This window comes from Photobacterium kishitanii (assembly GCF_000613045.3).
Lineage (GTDB): Bacteria > Pseudomonadota > Gammaproteobacteria > Enterobacterales > Vibrionaceae > Photobacterium > Photobacterium kishitanii.
This window is the reverse complement of record NZ_LN794352.1, coordinates 2,054,285-2,072,433: the sequence shown is the minus strand read 5'-3', so window position 1 is coordinate 2,072,433 and position 18,149 is coordinate 2,054,285. Positions and strand designations below refer to the sequence as shown.

The window sequence follows — 18,149 nt, the reverse complement described above, 5'->3', positions numbered from 1 at the left end:
AATGTGCCTTTTGTTTTAATTGAGTTGTATAACTAATTAGCTGAATTAAGCCCCATTAGTCTTTCCTGTACTTCTGTCATTGGCGTTGGATTACCAACTTGATCAAGGCCAAGCTCTTTATGTGCTTCATCAATGGACATCCCAAGATGGCAACGTAAAATGTCTATAGCAACTTGATAATTTTCATTATTAGCCATGAACCCTCCCTGTGTAATCATGTCTTTTTGTGTGCATTGTTTCATAACAATGTGTAAACAATAATCGAGTTATGTGATGAAATCAATACTACCAAAGTCTAATCATCACTTATTTTAGCAATAAGAAGCTATTTTAAAGGTGAAAGGTGCCAATTTTTGATTAAATAATAATGATTTCTTGACGCTACATTATGATGAAAGAGCCATAAATACAGAGCTGATAAGAATTGGTAACAATTTAGCACTTTAACTTATCGCCATATTATTTGAATATAGTGGGTAATAATCGCCTTAATGTACCAATAAGGCGCTAGAATACGATCTATAAAGTAAAAACCAGATTGGTAATGTCCTTTCAATTGGAGAAAATAATAGATATGAAACGTATTGCGTTGTTTTTAGCAACGAACCTTGCCGTAATGATAGTGTTTAGTATTGTGCTTAATATTGTTTATGCGGTAACAGGAATGAAACCTGGCAGCCTATCTGGATTGTTAGTGATGGCTGCTTTGTTTGGTTTTGGTGGATCATTAGTGTCGTTAATGATGTCAAAGTCAATGGCGTTACGTTCAGTTGGCGGTGTTGTTATTGATAGTCCACGTAATGAAACTGAACATTGGCTAATTAATACTGTTGCTCGCCAAGCAGAGCAAGCTGGCATTGGTATGCCTACCGTTGCTATTTATGATGCACCTGATATTAATGCGTTTGCAACAGGTGCTAAGCGTGATGATGCATTAGTGGCAGTATCAACGGGATTGCTGCATAGCATGACTCGTGATGAGGCTGAAGCCGTATTAGCTCACGAAATTAGCCATGTTGCTAATGGTGATATGGTAACCATGACGTTAATGCAAGGTGTAGTAAATACATTCGTGATCTTTGTTTCTCGTCTTGTTGCTGGTGCGATTAGTGGTGTCAATAATAACAGTGAAGAAGGCGAGAGTGGCGGTAGCTACATGACTTACTTTATTGTTTCTTCAATCATGGAAGTATTATTTGGTTTCTTAGCAAGCATTTTAACGATGTGGTACAGCCGTCATCGTGAGTTTTATGCTGATGCTGGCTCTGCAAAGTTGGTTGGTCGAGACAAAATGATTGCTGCGCTTGAACGTTTAAAAGTGAGTCATGAGCCTCATTTAGAGGGCTCTATGATGGCGTTTGGTATTAACGGTAAGAAATCCTTATCAGAACTATTTATGACCCACCCACCATTAGAAAAACGTATTGATGCATTGCGTCGCGGTGAGTATATAAAGTAATTATTTACTAAACACATCAGTAATAACATAAGCCCCCAGAGGTAGTTCTGAGGGTTTTTTTTTAAGTTATTATTTTAATAGTGCTTTTTCTTGGTTTTCTATATACCAGAAACCAAGAAGTGAAACACTCCAGAATTGGAATAAGTACTGAACATCAGAAGTTCCAGCTAGCGTTTGACTAAAGCACATTGCTGACGTTACAAATAAAGATGCAAGAATACCTGCTTTTAGCCATAGCTTTGGTTTACCTGGTATGAATTCCATTTTCAGAAATGATACTGCTAATAGAATAAACGGTAATACTTGTAATAACATTAGTACAGGAAAAAGGTAGTCAAAAAATGGTACTAATAAAAAGTCAGTAATAGGTTTTTTAGCCCAGTTACCAGCGATGTATTCTTTCCAGCCTGACCAACTATCACCAGCATAGGTACCAAAGAAAACGCCATAAAACTTATCAACGACACCATTAGAAAACCAAAAAGGAGCAAAAAGTAAATAGAAAGGGAAGAATTTTACAGTATCAATTATATTATTGAATTTCATTACAGTTATTGATCTTTATATTGTTATTGGTTTAAGTTATGAGTTTTGTATTTATTGTAGATATACTGTGTAATCAATAATGATATATTCATTATTTATATATCATCTATTAGATAGTATAAAATACGCTCGATAAATAATTATATAGAGGAATGTACTATATAATTGGTGATGTGATTATAGATACATGCTAAAAGGTTAAAATAAATAAAAATGGAATATTAAATTTATTAAAAATAGTTTTCATGAATCGTTGTTATTTAAATACGCGATTATTTGTAATGCTATTTACTCAATAATTTTTATTTAAGATATCTTTTTAAAAAAGAAGGAGATATTTTAAAAATGATATTTGTGGTTTAGGGTATAAATTCACACTTTAAGTATTTATGATTTATATAACAATAACTTTTATATCATCGTTAATAATTAATGATTACCGTTGCATTTATAATTAAAATGATTCAAGCCTGATTTAATCTGAAAATCAGAAAACTTGAGCCACGACTGATTAGTCTTAATAGCGGTGTTTTTTTACGTTTTTATATTGGTTGTTATTTTATATTATTGTTTTTATTGGATTTTTATTCTGTGATAAATGGTTTTTTTATTTTATTTTAATTTAATATTTTAATTTAATGGCTGTTTTTTAACTAATATCATATTCTTAGACCTGATTTACAAAGTATCTTACAGCGCTAACAATATATCTATATAAGAGCTTGTTGCTTTTTTCATTATAGCAGTGTTAGTACGACTGTTTTATGAGGAATCATATTTATATAGTGAATATTTTATAATGTGTAGCTTGCGATTCTAATGGTGGAAAATTATTACGGATTGCTATTTTGATATCTAAAAGTTGATCCCTTATAGGTACGAGTATTGCTATAAAAACGAGAGAATGAGAGTCTAGTAATCGCCTCATTTTTTTATGTGATTTATAACACATACAGATTACCTAGCATAAGCTAAATGAGGATATCTATTCGGTAATGTAGCTGAATCCTCAGGTTTATTCGAAATTAAAACCATATTAAATTTCAATGATAAGTATGGTAAGAATAAAGCTCTAGATATTAATCATCGTAATCAATAATTAGTTTGTTAATTATTGCGTTGTACTACTATTGTTGAATTATTTTAGATAGAAGTGCATTACGGTAGTTTATTTTAACAACATATGTGAATTTATAATGGATTTGACAAAGAAAATTCTAATAGCGGCATTAATCTCATCAACTTTAGCTGGGTGTACTGTACCTGGTTCAAACTTAACTCTTGATGGTAAGCATGTTGTCAAAGTTGCCGATGGCGACAGTACTAACTTATCAGATCGCGTTAATGTTTATCCTCTTACTGCGAATACTGTTAATCAGTATCGTATTCAGAAAGTGAAAGCTGAGCAAAACCCACGTTTGGAAGCTGAGTTAGCAAATTATGAATATCATATTGGCCCTGGTGATATTTTAAACGTTACAATCTGGGATCATCCAGAATTAACAATTCCAGCAGGTGCATACCGTAGCGCAAGTGAAGCTGGTAACTGGGTTCATGCTGACGGTACTATTTTCTATCCGTATATTGGTAAAGTATATGTAGAAGGAAAAACTGTTTCCGAAGTACGTAAGATTATCTCGCGTCGATTATCTGCTTATATAGAAAGCCCTCAAGTAGATGTTAATGTAGCATCTTTCCGATCGCAAAAAGCATATGTTACTGGCGAAGTTAAAACGCCAGGTCAACAACCTATTAGCAATGTACCTCTTACATTACTTGATGCGATCGACAAATCAGGTGGTTTAGCTGCTGATGCTGATTGGCGTAATGTAACATTAACGCGTAATGGTAAAGATCAGAAAATTTCATTATACGCCTTAATGCAACGTGGTGATTTGCTTCAAAATCGATTGCTACAAAACGGTGATATTATTCATGTACCACGTAACGATGATCAAAAGGTCTTTGTTATGGGGGAAGTGAATGAGCCTAAGCTACTTAAGATTGATCGTGCTGGTATGAGCTTAACTGAAGCATTAAGTAATGTTGGCGGTATTAATGAGCTTGAAGCTGATGCCACTGGTATTTTTGTTATTCGCTCAACACGCGATGACGTTAAGAAAAATCCAAACGATAAAACGATTGCTAATGTTTATCAATTAAACATTAAAGATGCGACAGCGTTGGTTATTGGTACCGAGTTTGAATTACAGCCATATGATATTGTTTATGTGACTGCTGCACCGATTGCACGTTGGAACCGTGTTATTCGTCAGATTGTTCCAACTATTAGCGGCTTTAATAATTTATCTGAAGGTTTTAATTATTATACTAATCTTAAATAATTGGATTTAGATTGAAGTTATATAATTGATAACGTTCAAAAGGGAGGCTTAAAATAGCCTCCCTTTTTTATATACGCAGATAAAGCAATATGCATGTAGTAGGGAGAGGGAGATAAACAGCATCTCCCGAATGAAGCTACATCATCGGTATCAGTATGACGGCACCTAAAAATGCCATTAATAAGCTAACGCCCGCTGGAATTAGCCATAACGATTTATCCTTGTTATTTTTCATATACTCTCCTGCATATCCGTGTCTGAGAGGTTGAATGCCAATGGCTTTCAGCTATAACCCTAGATTGTATTTGTTGCTTTGTAAGAATTAATTTTCATCAAAAAAAGACTTTTTGGCAAAAATGAGGCTTAGATGCTACTTTTTAAAAAAGGATGATGTTTTTTCGTATTTTATTGATTTTAAATCTAAACTGACAATGCAAAAACTAAAGATGTTATGTTTATGAACTGTTTTATATAAAATCAATTTGTTGGTGAAAGGTTGTAGGTTATGTTTAAAAGATTATTGGGTGTGGTGATGCTTTGTTTTGTACTACCAGTAACTATTGCTCATGCCGCTGATGTCAATAATAACAAACCCTATTCAGAGCAAAGTATTTATGACAAACCTATGATTGAACGTTATGTACTTGATGAATTGAAATCATTACGGATGGATCAGCAAGATCTAGAACGTCGAATTACCCTTGATATTACTGATAGAGAATTGGCCGTTGCAGATAAATCAATGAATTACGCCAATGTTACAGTAACGTATTTCTTTTATATTATTGCTGGCGTCGCATCATTAATTGCACTAATCGGTTGGCAGTCAATGCGTGAAATAAAAGAAAATACTAAACGTATGGCTGAACTACAGTTAAAAGATATAGCTGATAGTTATGAACAAAAGTTCAAAGCTTTAGAACGCGACTTAAAGCGAAAAACACGCATTATTAGTGAAAATAATCGAGAAATAGAAAAAATTAACGAAGTACATAATTTATGGCTTCGCGCTCAAAGCTCACAAACACCAGAGCAAAAGGTAGAAATTTATGATGAAATTTTAAAAGTTCGTCCTGGTGATTTAGAGGCATTGACGTATAAAGCCGACGCAACAATGGAAATGCGTGAATTTCATTGGGCATTAAGCCTATGTAATCGAGTATTAGAAGTGGATGATACTAATGCACATGCTTTATATCAGCGAGCTTGTGCTTATGCGTGTTTAGGGGTAGAAGAACAAGCGATCTCTGATTTAGAACGTGCAATTAAAGATAGTACATCATTACGTGAACTTGCAGCCGATGAAGATGATTTCGAAAACTTACGTGGTAATGAGCGTTTTGAATTATTACTGATTACTGTAGAAGATTAATTGTTTTAGTCATGTCTGTAATTACAACTCAACATTGCATTTTTAATGCTAGTAAAAAAAACTGAATAAGCTTAATTTTATAATTAGAATAAAAATTAAGAGAAACTAATATGACTAACTTTCAGTTTTATACTTATGAATTACCTTGTTTTAATTGTCATACTCGTAATGCTAAAACCGACCTTGGTTGGTTAACACCGAGCATGAAAGCAGATGTTATCGAGCAAATTGAAGTAATGTTAAAAAAACGGGGCAGTGATTATGAACCTTATTTTACCGTACAGATTATTTGCTCAGAAGATGAAGCAAAAGATTATTTATTGCTGAATTATTATGATCATTCTGAGTCAGAAATTAACCATGGAAATATTAAACCAACAGTAATTGCTGATATTGATGATCAAATTTCTGAACATATGACTACAGAAGGTGTTGCTGTATTTAGCCATGAAATAGTACTTCAAAACTGTGATGATTGCTCTCAAGATAACGATGCATAATTAAAAGTAGGGACAAAGTAATGCTGTGGAATGCTTGTGAGGAAAAAACTAAACTAGCATTGGGTAACGGTGATTTATTACCTTTAACCAGTGACGATATTATTTATCAGCAACAAGGAGTTAACTACATTGTTAATTTACTTACTGATAATATGAAAATAAAACATTCTCCTGCTGTTTCAGCACAAGATCCTTTCGTTGCGCCATATACTAATTGCGATTATATAACGGATATGGATACGGATTATGTATGTTTATTAAATCGTTTTCCGATCGTTGTTCCTCATTTATTGGTTTGTGCTAAAGATTATATACCACAAACATCAGTGCTAACCTTAGCGGATTTTACAGCATGGGTTAAAGGTATTACACGTAGTGATGTACTTGGTTTCTTCAATTCAGGTCATGATGCAGGCTCTAGCCAAATGCATCGTCACATGCAGTTAGTGAGAACATCTATTCCGTTAGAGTCTCATATTGTTAGTGGGCTGCTTCCGTTTAAACATGCGGTATTTATTTATTCAGCGTTGAACCCAAAACAGTTATATGCAGACTATTTAAATGCAATGGAATCATTACAGTTAAATACCACTAAGTTAGTAAATGGTTTAAATGAGTGTTTACCTTATAATATTTTATTAACCGAACGCTGGATGTTGATTATCCCAAGGGTTAAAAACCAAGTAGAAACCTTATCAGGTCACGGTGTGAATTTTAGCGGTCGTTTTTTGGTCAGCTCTGAGCAGCAATTAGCATGGCTAGAAAATTATGGTTTCATGCGATTTTTAGCCGATTGTGGTTTTCAGGAAAAATAGCGCTATAATCGTTTGATATTTAAGCAGTTGCGCAGCATTGACTTTACAACTGATAAGGTTGTGATTAATATAACTGTTATGGAGAGATGGCTGAGTGGTTGAAAGCACCGGTCTTGAAAACCGGCATACGTTTATAGCGTATCTAGGGTTCAAATCCCTATCTCTCCGCCACATTCAAGAAAACCGCTAATTTATTGGCGGTTTTTTTATGTCTGTACAAAAGCAGGTTTAAATCCTCTAATACCTAAAGCAGCTCCGCGACATTAAAGGAAGCCACTGATTTATTGGCTGTTTTTTATGTCTGTACAAAAGCAGGTTCAAATCCTCTAATACCCAAAGTAGCTCCGCGACATTAAAGGAAGCCACTGATTTATTGGCTGTTTTTTATGTCTGTACAAAAGCAGGTTCAAATCCTCTAATACCCAAAGCAGCTCCGCGACATTAAAGGAAGCCACTGATTTATTGGCGGTTTTTTTATGTCTGTATAAAAGCGGGTTAAAATTCTCTCATTCCCTAGGCTATTCTGATACATGGAAAAAGGGCGATGATTTATTTTATTCAGTGGCTTGTTGTTTGTATCATTGGTCCATTATATGGATTGTAATTAACTACCTTCATTAAATGCTTTAGATAATGTCACGAGTTTGAATGAACTTTGTTTCATCTGAATCATACTAAGATTAATAGCTTCCATTTCCTTGAGGTTATTTTTAGAGCTATCATAAATTTGATGACTATTTTTATTGATATCTTTAGATACTGTAGCTTGTTGTTCTGTTGCTGTTGATATTTGAATTGATAAATTTGATATCTCTGTCATTAAGGTAAATATTTCTTTAAGTTTAGATTCCATATTATTAATATCATTAACGCATATATTAGATTTATTCAGACCTTTTTCCATTCGTGAGGCAATTTTACTAAGAGAATGGACAATATAATTTACTGATTGTTGAATTTGAGAGGTGGCTGTATGTGTACGTACACTTAACGCTCTTACTTCTTCTGCAACCACAGAGAACCCTCGGCCGTGTTCACCTGCGCGTGCCGCTTCAATAGCTGCATTAAGTGCAAGTAAATTCGTTTGATCTGAAATACTTTGTATCTCTTGAAGAATTGAGGTTATTAACTTTGCTTCAGTGGCAAGTTTAGTTGTTAATTCACTTGTTTCATTAATTTCAGTTGTTAACTCTACAATATGTTCAGTTGTGATCATAACTAAAGCTTCAGTATCTTGGCAGGAAGATTCTGCCGTTGAGGCTGAGACTAAGGTGTGTTGGCAGTTTTCAGAAACATTATTGATGCTTGATGACATTTCTTCAATGGCTGTAGCGATACCATCTAAATGGGAACTTTGCTGTTTAATTTTATTAGTGCAATTAACTGAAAGTGCACTAATAGTTGTTATTTCATTATCTACTTCTAGCGTTGCTTCTTGAGTCCGAGCTAATATTGTACGTATTTGTGCATCTTTCATTGTGATTATATATTCTGCAATATTATTAACGTTATCGTTAAAAATGCCTTGTGACAAACTATTATGCTTACGTTCAAATTTTTGTAGCCAGCGAGGATACGTAATTAGTTCTCGATAAAATAAGCCAATACTAAGAATTGGAAATAAAATATTAAAATAATTAGATACACTAAAACTTAGTATTAAAGTTATGACAGTTAATAAAGTATATAAGCACCATTTTATTCTGAGGGGTATGGTACGTTTTAGCGTTGGGGTTTGATGTAATTGACGGTATAAAACTTCAGCTTTATGTCGTGCTTTAGGATCAAGGTAGAGGCGTACTGATTGATATCCTATAACGTGGTTGTTTTCAAAGAGAGGCGTGACAAACGCATCAACCCAATAAAAGTTACCATTTTTACATCTATTTTTAACCGCACCTCGCCAATAACGTTTTTGTTTAATGCTTTTCCATAAATCACCAAATACACAGTCTGGCATATCAGGGTGACGCAAAATATTATGATTTTTGCCTATTAACTCTTCTTGGGAATAACCAGAGATATCGCAAAAGTAATCATTAATATAAGTAATGTTACCATCTATATCTGTCGTTGAGACAATTTGACTTGATAAATTAAGTGGGATTTCTTTTTCTGTATTGAGTGATAACATTATAGATCACCATATAATATTGATTGTATATGGTGATATTAGAAGATAAAAACAAAACGTAAACAGGTGGTGTTTAAATGCTATTTATATTTGCTTGTTATTTGATGTCGTTAACAAAAAAATAAGTATAAAAGTAAAATTAATAAAAGGGGGGAGTTAAATCCCCCGTTAGCTAGCTTATGCGCATTTATCACAAGCTTGTAGTGCGATTTCGTGCTCAAAAGTCACTTGACCTAGTGCCGTCGTACTTGCCGCGATTTCTTGTTCAATTTCTTGAAGATCATCTGCATCAATACCACTTGAGATTAATTCATCTTCGGTGTAACCAAATGCATTTAATAATAAGTAATCACGTGCATCTTCTGGGTTACAAGTAATGATCATTGTAAGGTCATCGCCAAAAGCAGTGTCACCTGTAATGATTGCAGTAATTTGTTGCTGGACACTATCGTACATTGCTGGTGTTAACCAACCTAGGTCTGCTTCAGCAGTATTCTTACGACAATCAAAGCAAGGAAGGAGCTGAGAATAGCTCTGAAAATGGTTCATGGGAAAGCATCCTGATCACGGTATTAATATTGCCCCGCAACTTATGCTAAATTGGCTTTAATTGCCAGCGTAAAGGTAAATTTTTTATTGTCGCATAGCGGCGCATATCATTTGAAAATACGATGTCAGCGTCTGACTTAACCATAAGCTAAATAAGCGTAATAACTATCTATATTATTGGTGGGATAGATAAAACAGATTCAGTTGTTATAGTGTGGAGCTGTAGACTACAATCACAGCTAAATAAGCATTACCTTTAGTACAATAAAGAGAGTGTTATTATTAATTGCTCACCAACAAGGATAAATATGAAAAAGATAATAGTAGCGGCGGCTATAGTGGTTGTGGTAACAGGTTGTGCGGGAACACCGTCAAATAGCTATACCGTTGATAATGCAGCAGGTGTCTCATCTTGGGAGTTATGTCGTAATATTGGTTATCATGAGTTCTTCAATCGCACACAAAAAGCGCAACAATTGACTCACTATGTATTGCAGCGTGGTGATGTTGACCCTCAAGCATGCCAAGCAGCAGCAGAAGAAGGTAAGAAGTTTGCGGAAGAAGAATATCGAAAAACAGGCGGCTATTAAATATTTCGATACCCTTACTTACAAAATAATGTGCTAATTATCTGTTATTTTTGTTTTTAATTTATAAAATATCAGCAGTGGGTACCGCATTGTATGTGTAAATAGGGATAGCTGCCATTATGAAAAAAAGCACATTGCTTGTTATATGTGTGCTGAGTGCATTGTCACTTAGTTCGGTATCGTTAGTTGCACAAGCGAATGATCGTCCAACAACATTGCCGAGTGAGCGCTCAGGGTTACAAACATGGAATAAAGAAACCGTGTACACCAAAGGTGATAGTACGCGTTATTTAGGACGATTATGGGTAGCGAAGTGGTGGACACAAGGTGACCGTCCTCAGCGTGATAATGAATCTGGTCCGTGGAAGTTAGTTCGCCTGATTGATAACGATAATAATCATATTAAACCCAATAATTTTAAGGTAACCCGTTATCGTGCAGGGGTGAAATACAGTGCTGGCGATAGAGTACGTATGCCTAATGGTAATGTTTATCGTTGTCGTGATTGGCCAGCAACACCATGGTGTGAGCTGGAAGGTTACGCACCAGGTAAAACACAACATTGGCGTGATGCATGGTCACGAGTAAACTAATATCGAGTATCTGCTGATGAAAGCAGATACTCATGAGTGAGTGTTATTGCTCTGGTTGAGATGAGACTAATGGGTAAACATTCACTTTCTCAATGCGGTTGTGCTCAATGGCAAGAATTTCAAATCGCCAATGTTGCCAATCGATAATATCGCCACTTTGTGGAAGTCCACCTTTGATCCACATTAACATTCCATTTAATGTTTGATAGCCATTTTGATCTTCGTCTGGCAGTTTTTTTAAATCTAATAAATCTTTAACGACAGTGATGGGGATCAGACCATCAAGGTGCCAATGGTTATCATTTATTTTTTGAGACCATACATCAGTCGGATCTTGAGTGGTAAATTTACCGGTTAAAGCTTCTAGAATATCTTGTGGTGTGACGATACCTTGAATATCACCATATTCATCAACCACAAAAGCTATTTCAGTTCCAGAGTCTTGAAACATTTCAAGTAAGTCTGTACCAGTCCATGTTTCCGGGATAAATAGCGGTTGAGTAATATAATCAACTATATTTTTGGCATCATCGCTGCGATTATCAAGTTCAAATCGCAATAATTGCTTAGCAGTTATTGTACCTTTAACATCGTCAACAGTATGGCGGCAAACCGGTAAACATGAAAAAGGACTCGCAAGTAATTTTTGCTGATAGCTTTCAACAGCATGGTCGAGATCAAGATAACTAATATCATTTCTTGGCGTCATCATTGATGAAACTTTACGATCATCAAAATGGAAAACATTCCGAACCATGGTATGTTCCTGCTGGTGGATAATACCAGTTTGAGATCCTTCAGTTATAATTGCTTTAATGTCTTCTTCCGTTAAATGGTTACTATTAGTGGTACTTTTGCTAAAAACTTTTAGGAATAATTCTGTTGAACCCGCTAATAAGATAATAAAAGGGCGAGATAATAGTGACAAAAATGCAATAGGACGAGCAACACGTAATGCTAATGGTTCAGCATTAACTTGTGCATAGCGTTTAGGGATTAACTCACCAATAACAATAGAGAAATAAGTGATAATAACCACTGCAATAATAGTCGCTGAAACCGATGCTGTGTGTGCTCGAATACCGAATGCCGTTAACCATGAAGAAATAGGTCCGGCTAGAGCGGCTTCACCGATAACACCATTTAATATCCCGATGATAGTTATACCAATTTGGATAGTGGATAAAAAAGTGGTTGGCTTATTGGCTAATTTTAGGGCTGTTATCGCAGATGGATCACCATCATCAGCAAGTACTTGGAGACGATTTTTTCGCGATGTGACTAACGCTATTTCTGACATAGCAAACCAGCCATTCAGAATAACTAAAAATACAAGAATTGCGATACTCATTAAAACTCCTAACAATACAATAGGCGAATTTACGATGAGAATCGATAAATAAGTCCGCCAAATAGGGTGAATCGCCTATTAGGCCACTTCAATTTTCATTATAACTCGCATGTGAAAATAGGAAATCCACATTTCAGTTAAATAATTTATTATATTTGAAACAGCGCCATAATTTAGTGTGATAAGCCAAATCAAGATTAAATAGTTAATATAAAAATAGCCAAATAATAATGAAAACCAAATAGTGCGAGGGCACAAATGAAAAAGTTATGGATAATAAGTGGGTTATTGGTATCAAGTTCAGTCATGGCGACGATACAAACAACAAAGGTAGACTGCGATAATGCTTATACCACACTTGAAATAAACCAATGTGCCGAAGATAAATTTGATGCGGCTAATCAACAGCTACAACGATATTTAATCCAAAGTATCCAACAAAATAATACCGATAAACCACTTGTTGAAGCAATAAAAATGGCGCAAAAGCAATGGCTTCAGTATCGAGATGCTGAATGTAGTGCGGTATACACACAGTGGCAACAAGGGACTATTCGTGGTGTCATGGCATTATCTTGTAAATTAGCATTAACCCAACAACGGACATTGACGTTATGGGAAAATTATCTACGGCCAATGGACAGTAGTACGGCTATATTGCCTAAACCAATCGTCGATACAGACTAATTTATTATTTTATCAATGCCAATAAAAAGGCCTCCTAGTATACTGGAGGCCTAAAGTTAAGCTGTATAAGTTTATATGATAAAGGCTATATTACACACCAACGGTCATATGAAGCCCGTAAAAAATACCACGACTAGTGAGATCGGCTAATAGTATAAAAATTATACTCAAGCATGGTAAAGAGTATTGGCCGTGCTTTAATCAGTCGTGGAATAAACCAATAAATAATTGCTGCAAACACGAAGGTTATTCGTACCGTAGCACGCTCACTGACAGCATTAGATGAGGCTTTATTTGTTGAACTGTGCAGTAGCTGTAAAGCGTGTGAGCAGCAGTGTCCACACAAGTATTGGTTATTAATACAATCAACCACCACAATTAGATAGTCGTCGCTGTGATGGTTGTGGTTTATGTCGCAGCAGTTGCTATATTGGCGCAATGACATTAAGTTTGGTTGAGTAAATTGTTGTCATTATTTGTGATAAATGTCTCTTTATGGTGGTGTTTACCCTCTATTGATTACATATATTTTTGCATCTCATCTCTTTCTTCACGAATTCTTCACGCTTATGGTTATAAAGTTACTCCAACGAAAGAGCTTTGGATGCTTATAACCCCATGAACAACAAATTATTATTACCGTTAGCTTTACTATGCTCACCAGTATTTGCTGGGCCATATGTTGGTCTTGAAGTCGGTGCCGCATCAATTAACCATGATTTTAGTACTCATTTTAGTACTGATGTTAAAACAGTTACGCCAAGCAATTCATCAACGACATTTGGTGGTTTTGTTGGTTATCGTAGTAATAATATTGGTATTGAGCTGGGCTATAAGCAATTTGAATTAGAAGGCTCAACCAGTCAGCATTTTCCACTAGTAAATAATAATAGCTATACCCATGAAAGAGAGTGGGAAGCTGATATTAATGTAAAACAATTTAGTGTTAAGCCAGTTTATTTTTATGCGCTAACAGAAAAAGTACAATTAAAAGTAGGTGCTGGTATTACTTATACCCAATATGATTATTCATCATCAGTACAAGATGAATATGAGCACGTGTTAAATGATGAACTTGAATATAATGTGCCGCGTGTTGGTGGCGAGAGCAAAAATAATAGCGAATTTGGTGTAATTGCAAGTATTGGTATTGATTATAACGTTTACCGTAATATCAATATTGGTGCAGCAATGCAGTACTATGTTGATAGTACTGCAAATGGTGGTAACGTAACTGTTAATACAACGTATTTCTTTTAATACGTCATAAATAAATTTTCTATTAAATGTCATTATTGAATAGACATTTAATATTACCCATATCTTAGATTAAGAAGTGATTAAATAATGAAAAAGTCAATTTTACTTGTTACGTTACTAGCTGCAATGACATCTACGGCAGCATTTGCTAATAACCAAGTTATTAATCAAGTGGCTCAACCACAGCAACAAGGTTTCTCTGGTCCAACGCATGGTATTGATACTGTTAAAGGTGCAGTAGAAGCTGGTATGTTTAGTGATGATACACCGGTAACATTAACAGGTTACTTAACTTCATCTCTGGGTGGCGAGCATTACACCTTTACTGACGGTAGTGGCACTATGACGGTTGAAATTGATCATGACAAGTGGTTCGGTCTTCAAGTAACACCACAAACTAAAATCACTATTCAAGGTGAAATCGATAAAGAATTTAACCATACTAAAATTGATGTTGATTACGTACGTTTAGCACAAAAATAATATACATTGATATATCAATTAAGCCTAGTTTGTTATCAGACTAGGCTTTTTAGTATTTATAAAAATAAAAAAACCGAGCGGTAAAGCTCGGAAAAGAGAGAGTGGAACATTTATTATTATAGAGAGTCCGTAATATTATTTAGCACATAAGGTGATGAAAAAAGTGCATCATAGGATCAAGGTAAGTTTGGAATAAAATTAATGAAATCAAACCACCAATTACAACCCAAATAAGACCAAAGCGTAAACTAATCATTGTACAAACAATTGCCGCTAATAATTTAGGGTTTTCAAGATTAAAAGCAAAGTTAGAGCCTTTTCCTAAAATTTCAACTGCAATAATCGCGGGTAAAACGGTAACAGGAACAAAGCGTAATGTTTTCTTAAATCGCTCTGACATATTAAAGCGACCAGCCATACCAATGACAGCAAAACGAATAATAAAAGTCGCGGCAATCATCGCTAATGATAAATAAAGAACATAATCATTATCTAAAGCAATATGTGCGTGAGTATGCATGGTTATGATCCTTATTATTTATTCATAGTAGTTGTTGATGAAAGAGTCTGTTGGTATTGCTGCTCATCAGCTAATTCTTGCAAGATTACTTTTTTGGCTTCTGCTTTAAGTTCAGCTTCCATTTTTTCTGTTGAAATATCCATTTTATAGCCAGCGAAAACACCAACGATTGCCGCAATAACAAGACCTAAAGAATAAGGTAATCCTGACAATAAAATACCAGTTACAGTTGCAATAACAGCAGCGACAATACATTCGCGCTTTTTCACTTGTGGGATAACAATCGCAATAAAGGCAGCGACCATCGCAAAATCTAGACCATAATCAGCAATGTGTGGGAATGAAGAACCAATCATTGCACCACAGAAATCAGCGACTACCCAGTTAACCCAAAAACCAAACATTGCTGCTAAATAAAACCATTTACGCCCTGGCTTTTCTAATTTCATTTCGCCAATGGTTGCTGCATACACTTCATCAGTTAAACCATATGACATCAACATCCGTGTTGGCATGTTGTATTCTTTTACATATTCAGATAATGAGGCGCTATAAAGAATGTGGCGTAAATTAATAACAAAGGTGGTGACGAAAATAACAATAATTTCTGTTGATGATTGTACTAAGCCAAGCGCAACCATTTGTGCAGAACCTGCAAAAACAGTTAATGACCATAATGTACTTTGTAGAACAGACATACCGGCATTAATACTTATCGCACCAACAATGAAGGAGAAAGGAAACGCCCCCACGCAGAGAGGAAAGATAGCTTTTAGTCCTGCTTGTATTAATTGTTTCTTCATGAGCGGCCTACTTTAATTATCGTGTCTAATTCAAAAATAATTGCAGAAAATAAGTCTGCGCTATTTTTTTGCTATTTTGTTTTGTGCAAATATATTTGATTTAAATGACTTTTGCAATTAAGGCTATGATGGATATACGACACAATTTGACTGTTTTTAGTTACTTTATTAAAAACATATCGCTTACTCTCTGATTAATAACAACTTAATGCTATTATTTTAAAGTTGAAATTTATGATCTCAATAATGAATGCAAATAAAGTTGCACAAATTTATATTTGAAGGTTAAACTAAATTTGAATTTTAGCTAGGAAGAGATAAAAAACATGTCAAAAGTAATCACATCAAAAACAGCTCCTGACGCAATCGGTCCTTATTCTCATGGCAATACATTTGGTGACTTGATTTTTACATCAGGCCAACTACCTGTATGTAAAGAGAAAGGTGGCATTGTTGATGGTGGTATTGCTAAGCAATCTCGTCAATCTCTGGAAAACTTACGTTCAGTCATTGAGGCTGGCGGTGGTGATATGGACACCGTTCTTAAAACTACATGCTACTTAGCAAACATTGAGGACTTTGCTGCTTTTAATACGGTTTATGCTGAGTTCTTTAAAACAGAATGTCCGGCACGTAGTTGTTTTGCTGTTAAAGATTTACCAATGGGTGCATTGGTTGAAGTTGAAGCAATTGCATACCGTAAGTAATTTACTCATAAAATAATAATTAAAATAATTAGCATCAAGAAGGGTCATCAATATGAATACACAATGGAAGCAATACAAAAAAATCATTAATACTGTAGTTAAGCCAGCATTTGGTTGTACTGAGCCTATCTCAGCAGCATATGCGTCAGCAGTCGTTGCCCAACTACTTGGTCAGGAAGTTGAAGAATTAACGGTTCAAGTTTCAGACAACTTGTATAAGAACTCAATGGGTGTGTTTGTTCCAGGTACAGGTAAGATTGGTTTGTTAATTGCTTCTGCTGTGGGTGCAATTGGTGGTAATCCTGACGGTGGTTTGGAAGTTCTAGTTGATATTACTCCTGAAGATGTAGAAAAAGCACAGCAACTTATTGATGCAGGTAAGGTTCATGCTGGCCGTAAAGATGTTGAAGAGTTTATTTACTGTTATGCGGAAGCAAAAGCGGGCGGCAACATTGCAACTGTTGAAATTAGTGGTGGTCATACGCAAATCATCAAAAAGACCCTCAATGGTGAAGTTGTGTATGATACAACGACATTAAATGGGTGTGAGCAGCAGCAAAAATCAACGGCTTCTGTATGTGATGATATTGATATTTCTATTGCTGGTATTTATGAATTTGCGACGCAAGCCGATTTTTCAGATATTGAATTTATTCTAAAAGCTCGTGAGTTAACTGTCGCGCTTTCTAATGAAGGTTTAGAGAATGAATACGGTCTGCAAGTTGGCCGTACCTATCTAAAAAATATCGAAAATGGTTTATTAGGCGATGGCCTAGCTAATCGCGCCGTGATGCGCTCTGCTTCTGCATCTGATGCACGTATGGGAGGAGCTAAATTACCAGCAATGAGTAATTATGGTAGTGGTAACCAAGGTATTTGTGCTTCTATGCCTGTAATTGTGTTTGCTGAACAGTGCGAAGCAAGTGATGAGCAGTTAGCCCGAGCGCTGATTATGAGTCACTTAGGTGCAATTTACATGAAATCTTTCTACCCACCGCTATCACCATTCTGCGGCTGTGCAGTTACTAGTTCGGCAGCATCAATGGCGATGACTTACCTACAAGGTGGCTCATTTGAGCAAATTTGTTTTGCTATCCAAAATACACTTAGTGACACCACTGGTATGTTCTGTGATGGTGCTAAGTCAACGTGTGCGATGAAAGTAAAAAGTTCAACGAGTTCTGCTGTTATGAGTTCACTGATGGCGATTGATAACCATGAAGCTCATGCTCAAGGTATTATTGCAAATGACGTTGAAACAACGATTCGTAACGTGGGTCGAATGGTAACTGAAGGCATGGTAGATACGGATAGAACGATCATTAATATTATGTCAGCTTAATTACAGCGACTTAACCGCCTAACTGATATCAATTCATGAAAGTGGATAATGTCAGAGGGCGGTTTTTTTGTATCTATAATTTAACTAAGAGGC

At 35.4% G+C, this 18,149-nt stretch carries 19 protein-coding genes, 1 tRNA gene and 1 pseudogene; 14 read left to right on the top strand and 7 right to left on the bottom strand.

Annotated elements, in window-relative coordinates; genetic code table 11:
- Positions 1-32: 32 nt before the first annotated feature.
- Positions 33-197, bottom strand: coding sequence for a hypothetical protein (locus tag PPBDW_RS09770; protein ID WP_036795167.1), 165 nt, complete (start codon positions 195-197; stop codon positions 33-35).
- Between the two features lie 377 nt (positions 198-574).
- On the opposite strand from PPBDW_RS09770, the gene htpX reads away from it, so the two are divergent.
- Entirely contained in the window at positions 575-1,459 is an 885-nt protein-coding gene (gene htpX, locus PPBDW_RS09765; RefSeq protein ID WP_036795165.1) for a protease HtpX, read from the top strand.
- A 69-nt stretch (positions 1,460-1,528) separates the two neighbouring features.
- Here the strand turns inward: htpX and PPBDW_RS09760 are convergent, their stop codons facing one another.
- Complete coding sequence (locus PPBDW_RS09760) at positions 1,529-2,005, bottom strand: hypothetical protein (RefSeq protein WP_036795164.1); 477 nt, start codon at positions 2,003-2,005, stop codon at positions 1,529-1,531.
- Positions 2,006-3,201: 1,196 nt separating this feature from the next.
- Here PPBDW_RS09760 and PPBDW_RS09755 point away from each other — a divergent pair.
- The 5 genes from PPBDW_RS09755 (at position 3,202) to PPBDW_RS09735 (ending at position 7,208) form a co-directional block, all read left to right on the top strand.
- Positions 3,202-4,350, top strand: coding sequence for a polysaccharide export protein (locus PPBDW_RS09755; protein WP_036795163.1), 1,149 nt, complete (start codon positions 3,202-3,204; stop codon positions 4,348-4,350).
- 532 nt (positions 4,351-4,882) lie between these two features.
- Positions 4,883-5,722 carry a TPR end-of-group domain-containing protein gene (locus tag PPBDW_RS09750; RefSeq protein WP_107187473.1) on the top strand — a complete coding sequence of 280 codons (840 nt, stop codon included), beginning with the start codon at positions 4,883-4,885 and terminating at the stop codon, positions 5,720-5,722.
- A gap of 110 nt (positions 5,723-5,832) precedes the next feature.
- A complete protein-coding gene (locus PPBDW_RS09745) occupies positions 5,833-6,222 on the top strand; it encodes a hypothetical protein (protein ID WP_036795161.1) in 390 nt (129 codons plus the stop codon).
- 20 nt (positions 6,223-6,242) lie between these two features.
- Positions 6,243-7,037, top strand: coding sequence for an ATP adenylyltransferase family protein (locus tag PPBDW_RS09740; RefSeq protein ID WP_036795160.1), 795 nt, complete (start codon positions 6,243-6,245; stop codon positions 7,035-7,037).
- A gap of 80 nt (positions 7,038-7,117) precedes the next feature.
- Positions 7,118-7,208, top strand: a tRNA-Ser gene (locus tag PPBDW_RS09735).
- Between the two features lie 433 nt (positions 7,209-7,641).
- On the opposite strand, the gene PPBDW_RS09730 is transcribed toward PPBDW_RS09735, so the two are convergent.
- Together PPBDW_RS09730 and PPBDW_RS09725 are read right to left on the bottom strand one after the other, a co-directional pair.
- Positions 7,642-9,171: a methyl-accepting chemotaxis protein gene (locus PPBDW_RS09730; RefSeq protein ID WP_036795159.1), complete on the bottom strand. Its 1,530-nt coding sequence runs from the start codon at positions 9,169-9,171 to the stop codon at positions 7,642-7,644.
- 177 nt (positions 9,172-9,348) lie between these two features.
- Positions 9,349-9,720, bottom strand: coding sequence for a hypothetical protein (locus tag PPBDW_RS09725; RefSeq protein WP_036795158.1), 372 nt, complete (start codon positions 9,718-9,720; stop codon positions 9,349-9,351).
- Positions 9,721-10,028: 308 nt separating this feature from the next.
- On the opposite strand from PPBDW_RS09725, the gene PPBDW_RS09720 reads away from it, so the two are divergent.
- Both PPBDW_RS09720 and PPBDW_RS09715 read left to right on the top strand, forming a co-directional pair.
- Entirely contained in the window at positions 10,029-10,310 is a 282-nt protein-coding gene (locus PPBDW_RS09720) for a lipoprotein (protein ID WP_036795156.1), read from the top strand.
- A 119-nt stretch (positions 10,311-10,429) separates the two neighbouring features.
- Positions 10,430-10,903, top strand: a complete 474-nt coding sequence (locus PPBDW_RS09715; protein ID WP_036795153.1) for a carbohydrate-binding protein — start codon at positions 10,430-10,432, stop codon at positions 10,901-10,903.
- Positions 10,904-10,946: 43 nt separating this feature from the next.
- Here PPBDW_RS09715 and PPBDW_RS09710 read toward each other — a convergent pair whose 3' ends face one another.
- Complete coding sequence (locus tag PPBDW_RS09710; RefSeq protein ID WP_036795152.1) at positions 10,947-12,254, bottom strand: hemolysin family protein; 1,308 nt, start codon at positions 12,252-12,254, stop codon at positions 10,947-10,949.
- 258 nt (positions 12,255-12,512) lie between these two features.
- On the opposite strand from PPBDW_RS09710, the gene PPBDW_RS09705 reads away from it, so the two are divergent.
- From PPBDW_RS09705 to PPBDW_RS09690, 4 genes and pseudogenes are all read left to right on the top strand, one after another.
- Positions 12,513-12,941, top strand: coding sequence for a lysozyme inhibitor LprI family protein (locus PPBDW_RS09705; protein ID WP_036795151.1), 429 nt, complete (start codon positions 12,513-12,515; stop codon positions 12,939-12,941).
- Between the two features lie 381 nt (positions 12,942-13,322).
- Positions 13,323-13,403: pseudogene (locus tag PPBDW_RS22915) on the top strand (4Fe-4S binding protein); the annotation flags it as partial.
- Between the two features lie 156 nt (positions 13,404-13,559).
- The gene (locus PPBDW_RS09695) at positions 13,560-14,201 is read left to right on the top strand and encodes an AcfA family outer membrane beta-barrel protein (RefSeq protein ID WP_036795150.1); all 642 of its coding nucleotides are present in this window, start codon (positions 13,560-13,562) and stop codon (positions 14,199-14,201) included.
- An 87-nt stretch (positions 14,202-14,288) separates the two neighbouring features.
- Entirely contained in the window at positions 14,289-14,684 is a 396-nt protein-coding gene (locus PPBDW_RS09690; RefSeq protein ID WP_036795147.1) for a YgiW/YdeI family stress tolerance OB fold protein, read from the top strand.
- Positions 14,685-14,823: 139 nt separating this feature from the next.
- Here PPBDW_RS09690 and PPBDW_RS09685 read toward each other — a convergent pair whose 3' ends face one another.
- Complete coding sequence (locus PPBDW_RS09685) at positions 14,824-15,204, bottom strand: AzlD domain-containing protein (protein WP_036795142.1); 381 nt, start codon at positions 15,202-15,204, stop codon at positions 14,824-14,826.
- Between the two features lie 14 nt (positions 15,205-15,218).
- Positions 15,219-16,007, bottom strand: a complete 789-nt coding sequence (locus PPBDW_RS09680; RefSeq protein ID WP_036795141.1) for an AzlC family ABC transporter permease — start codon at positions 16,005-16,007, stop codon at positions 15,219-15,221.
- Between the two features lie 326 nt (positions 16,008-16,333).
- Here PPBDW_RS09680 and PPBDW_RS09675 point away from each other — a divergent pair, with 326 nt between their 5' ends.
- Together PPBDW_RS09675 and PPBDW_RS09670 are read left to right on the top strand one after the other, a co-directional pair.
- Positions 16,334-16,714, top strand: coding sequence for a Rid family detoxifying hydrolase (locus tag PPBDW_RS09675; protein ID WP_036795140.1), 381 nt, complete (start codon positions 16,334-16,336; stop codon positions 16,712-16,714).
- A gap of 52 nt (positions 16,715-16,766) precedes the next feature.
- The gene (locus PPBDW_RS09670) at positions 16,767-18,056 is read left to right on the top strand and encodes an L-cysteine desulfidase family protein (RefSeq protein WP_036795139.1); all 1,290 of its coding nucleotides are present in this window, start codon (positions 16,767-16,769) and stop codon (positions 18,054-18,056) included.
- Positions 18,057-18,149: the final 93 nt, after the last annotated feature.

Coding starts and splice junctions, on each gene's coding strand:
- PPBDW_RS09745 (WP_036795161.1), top strand. CDS start 5,833: ATGACTAACTTTCAGTTTTATACTTATGAATTACCTTGTTTTAATTGT.
- htpX (WP_036795165.1), top strand. CDS start 575: ATGAAACGTATTGCGTTGTTTTTAGCAACGAACCTTGCCGTAATGATA.
- PPBDW_RS09705 (WP_036795151.1), top strand. CDS start 12,513: ATGAAAAAGTTATGGATAATAAGTGGGTTATTGGTATCAAGTTCAGTC.
- PPBDW_RS09675 (WP_036795140.1), top strand. CDS start 16,334: ATGTCAAAAGTAATCACATCAAAAACAGCTCCTGACGCAATCGGTCCT.
- PPBDW_RS09670 (WP_036795139.1), top strand. CDS start 16,767: ATGAATACACAATGGAAGCAATACAAAAAAATCATTAATACTGTAGTT.
- PPBDW_RS09680 (WP_036795141.1), bottom strand. CDS start 16,007: ATGAAGAAACAATTAATACAAGCAGGACTAAAAGCTATCTTTCCTCTC.
- PPBDW_RS09755 (WP_036795163.1), top strand. CDS start 3,202: ATGGATTTGACAAAGAAAATTCTAATAGCGGCATTAATCTCATCAACT.
- PPBDW_RS09690 (WP_036795147.1), top strand. CDS start 14,289: ATGAAAAAGTCAATTTTACTTGTTACGTTACTAGCTGCAATGACATCT.
- PPBDW_RS09720 (WP_036795156.1), top strand. CDS start 10,029: ATGAAAAAGATAATAGTAGCGGCGGCTATAGTGGTTGTGGTAACAGGT.
- PPBDW_RS09715 (WP_036795153.1), top strand. CDS start 10,430: ATGAAAAAAAGCACATTGCTTGTTATATGTGTGCTGAGTGCATTGTCA.
- PPBDW_RS09750 (WP_107187473.1), top strand. CDS start 4,883: ATGCTTTGTTTTGTACTACCAGTAACTATTGCTCATGCCGCTGATGTC.
- PPBDW_RS09760 (WP_036795164.1), bottom strand. CDS start 2,005: ATGAAATTCAATAATATAATTGATACTGTAAAATTCTTCCCTTTCTAT.
- PPBDW_RS09740 (WP_036795160.1), top strand. CDS start 6,243: ATGCTGTGGAATGCTTGTGAGGAAAAAACTAAACTAGCATTGGGTAAC.
- PPBDW_RS09730 (WP_036795159.1), bottom strand. CDS start 9,171: ATGTTATCACTCAATACAGAAAAAGAAATCCCACTTAATTTATCAAGT.
- PPBDW_RS09725 (WP_036795158.1), bottom strand. CDS start 9,720: ATGAACCATTTTCAGAGCTATTCTCAGCTCCTTCCTTGCTTTGATTGT.
- PPBDW_RS09685 (WP_036795142.1), bottom strand. CDS start 15,204: ATGCATACTCACGCACATATTGCTTTAGATAATGATTATGTTCTTTAT.
- PPBDW_RS09770 (WP_036795167.1), bottom strand. CDS start 197: ATGGCTAATAATGAAAATTATCAAGTTGCTATAGACATTTTACGTTGC.
- PPBDW_RS09710 (WP_036795152.1), bottom strand. CDS start 12,254: ATGAGTATCGCAATTCTTGTATTTTTAGTTATTCTGAATGGCTGGTTT.
- PPBDW_RS09695 (WP_036795150.1), top strand. CDS start 13,560: ATGAACAACAAATTATTATTACCGTTAGCTTTACTATGCTCACCAGTA.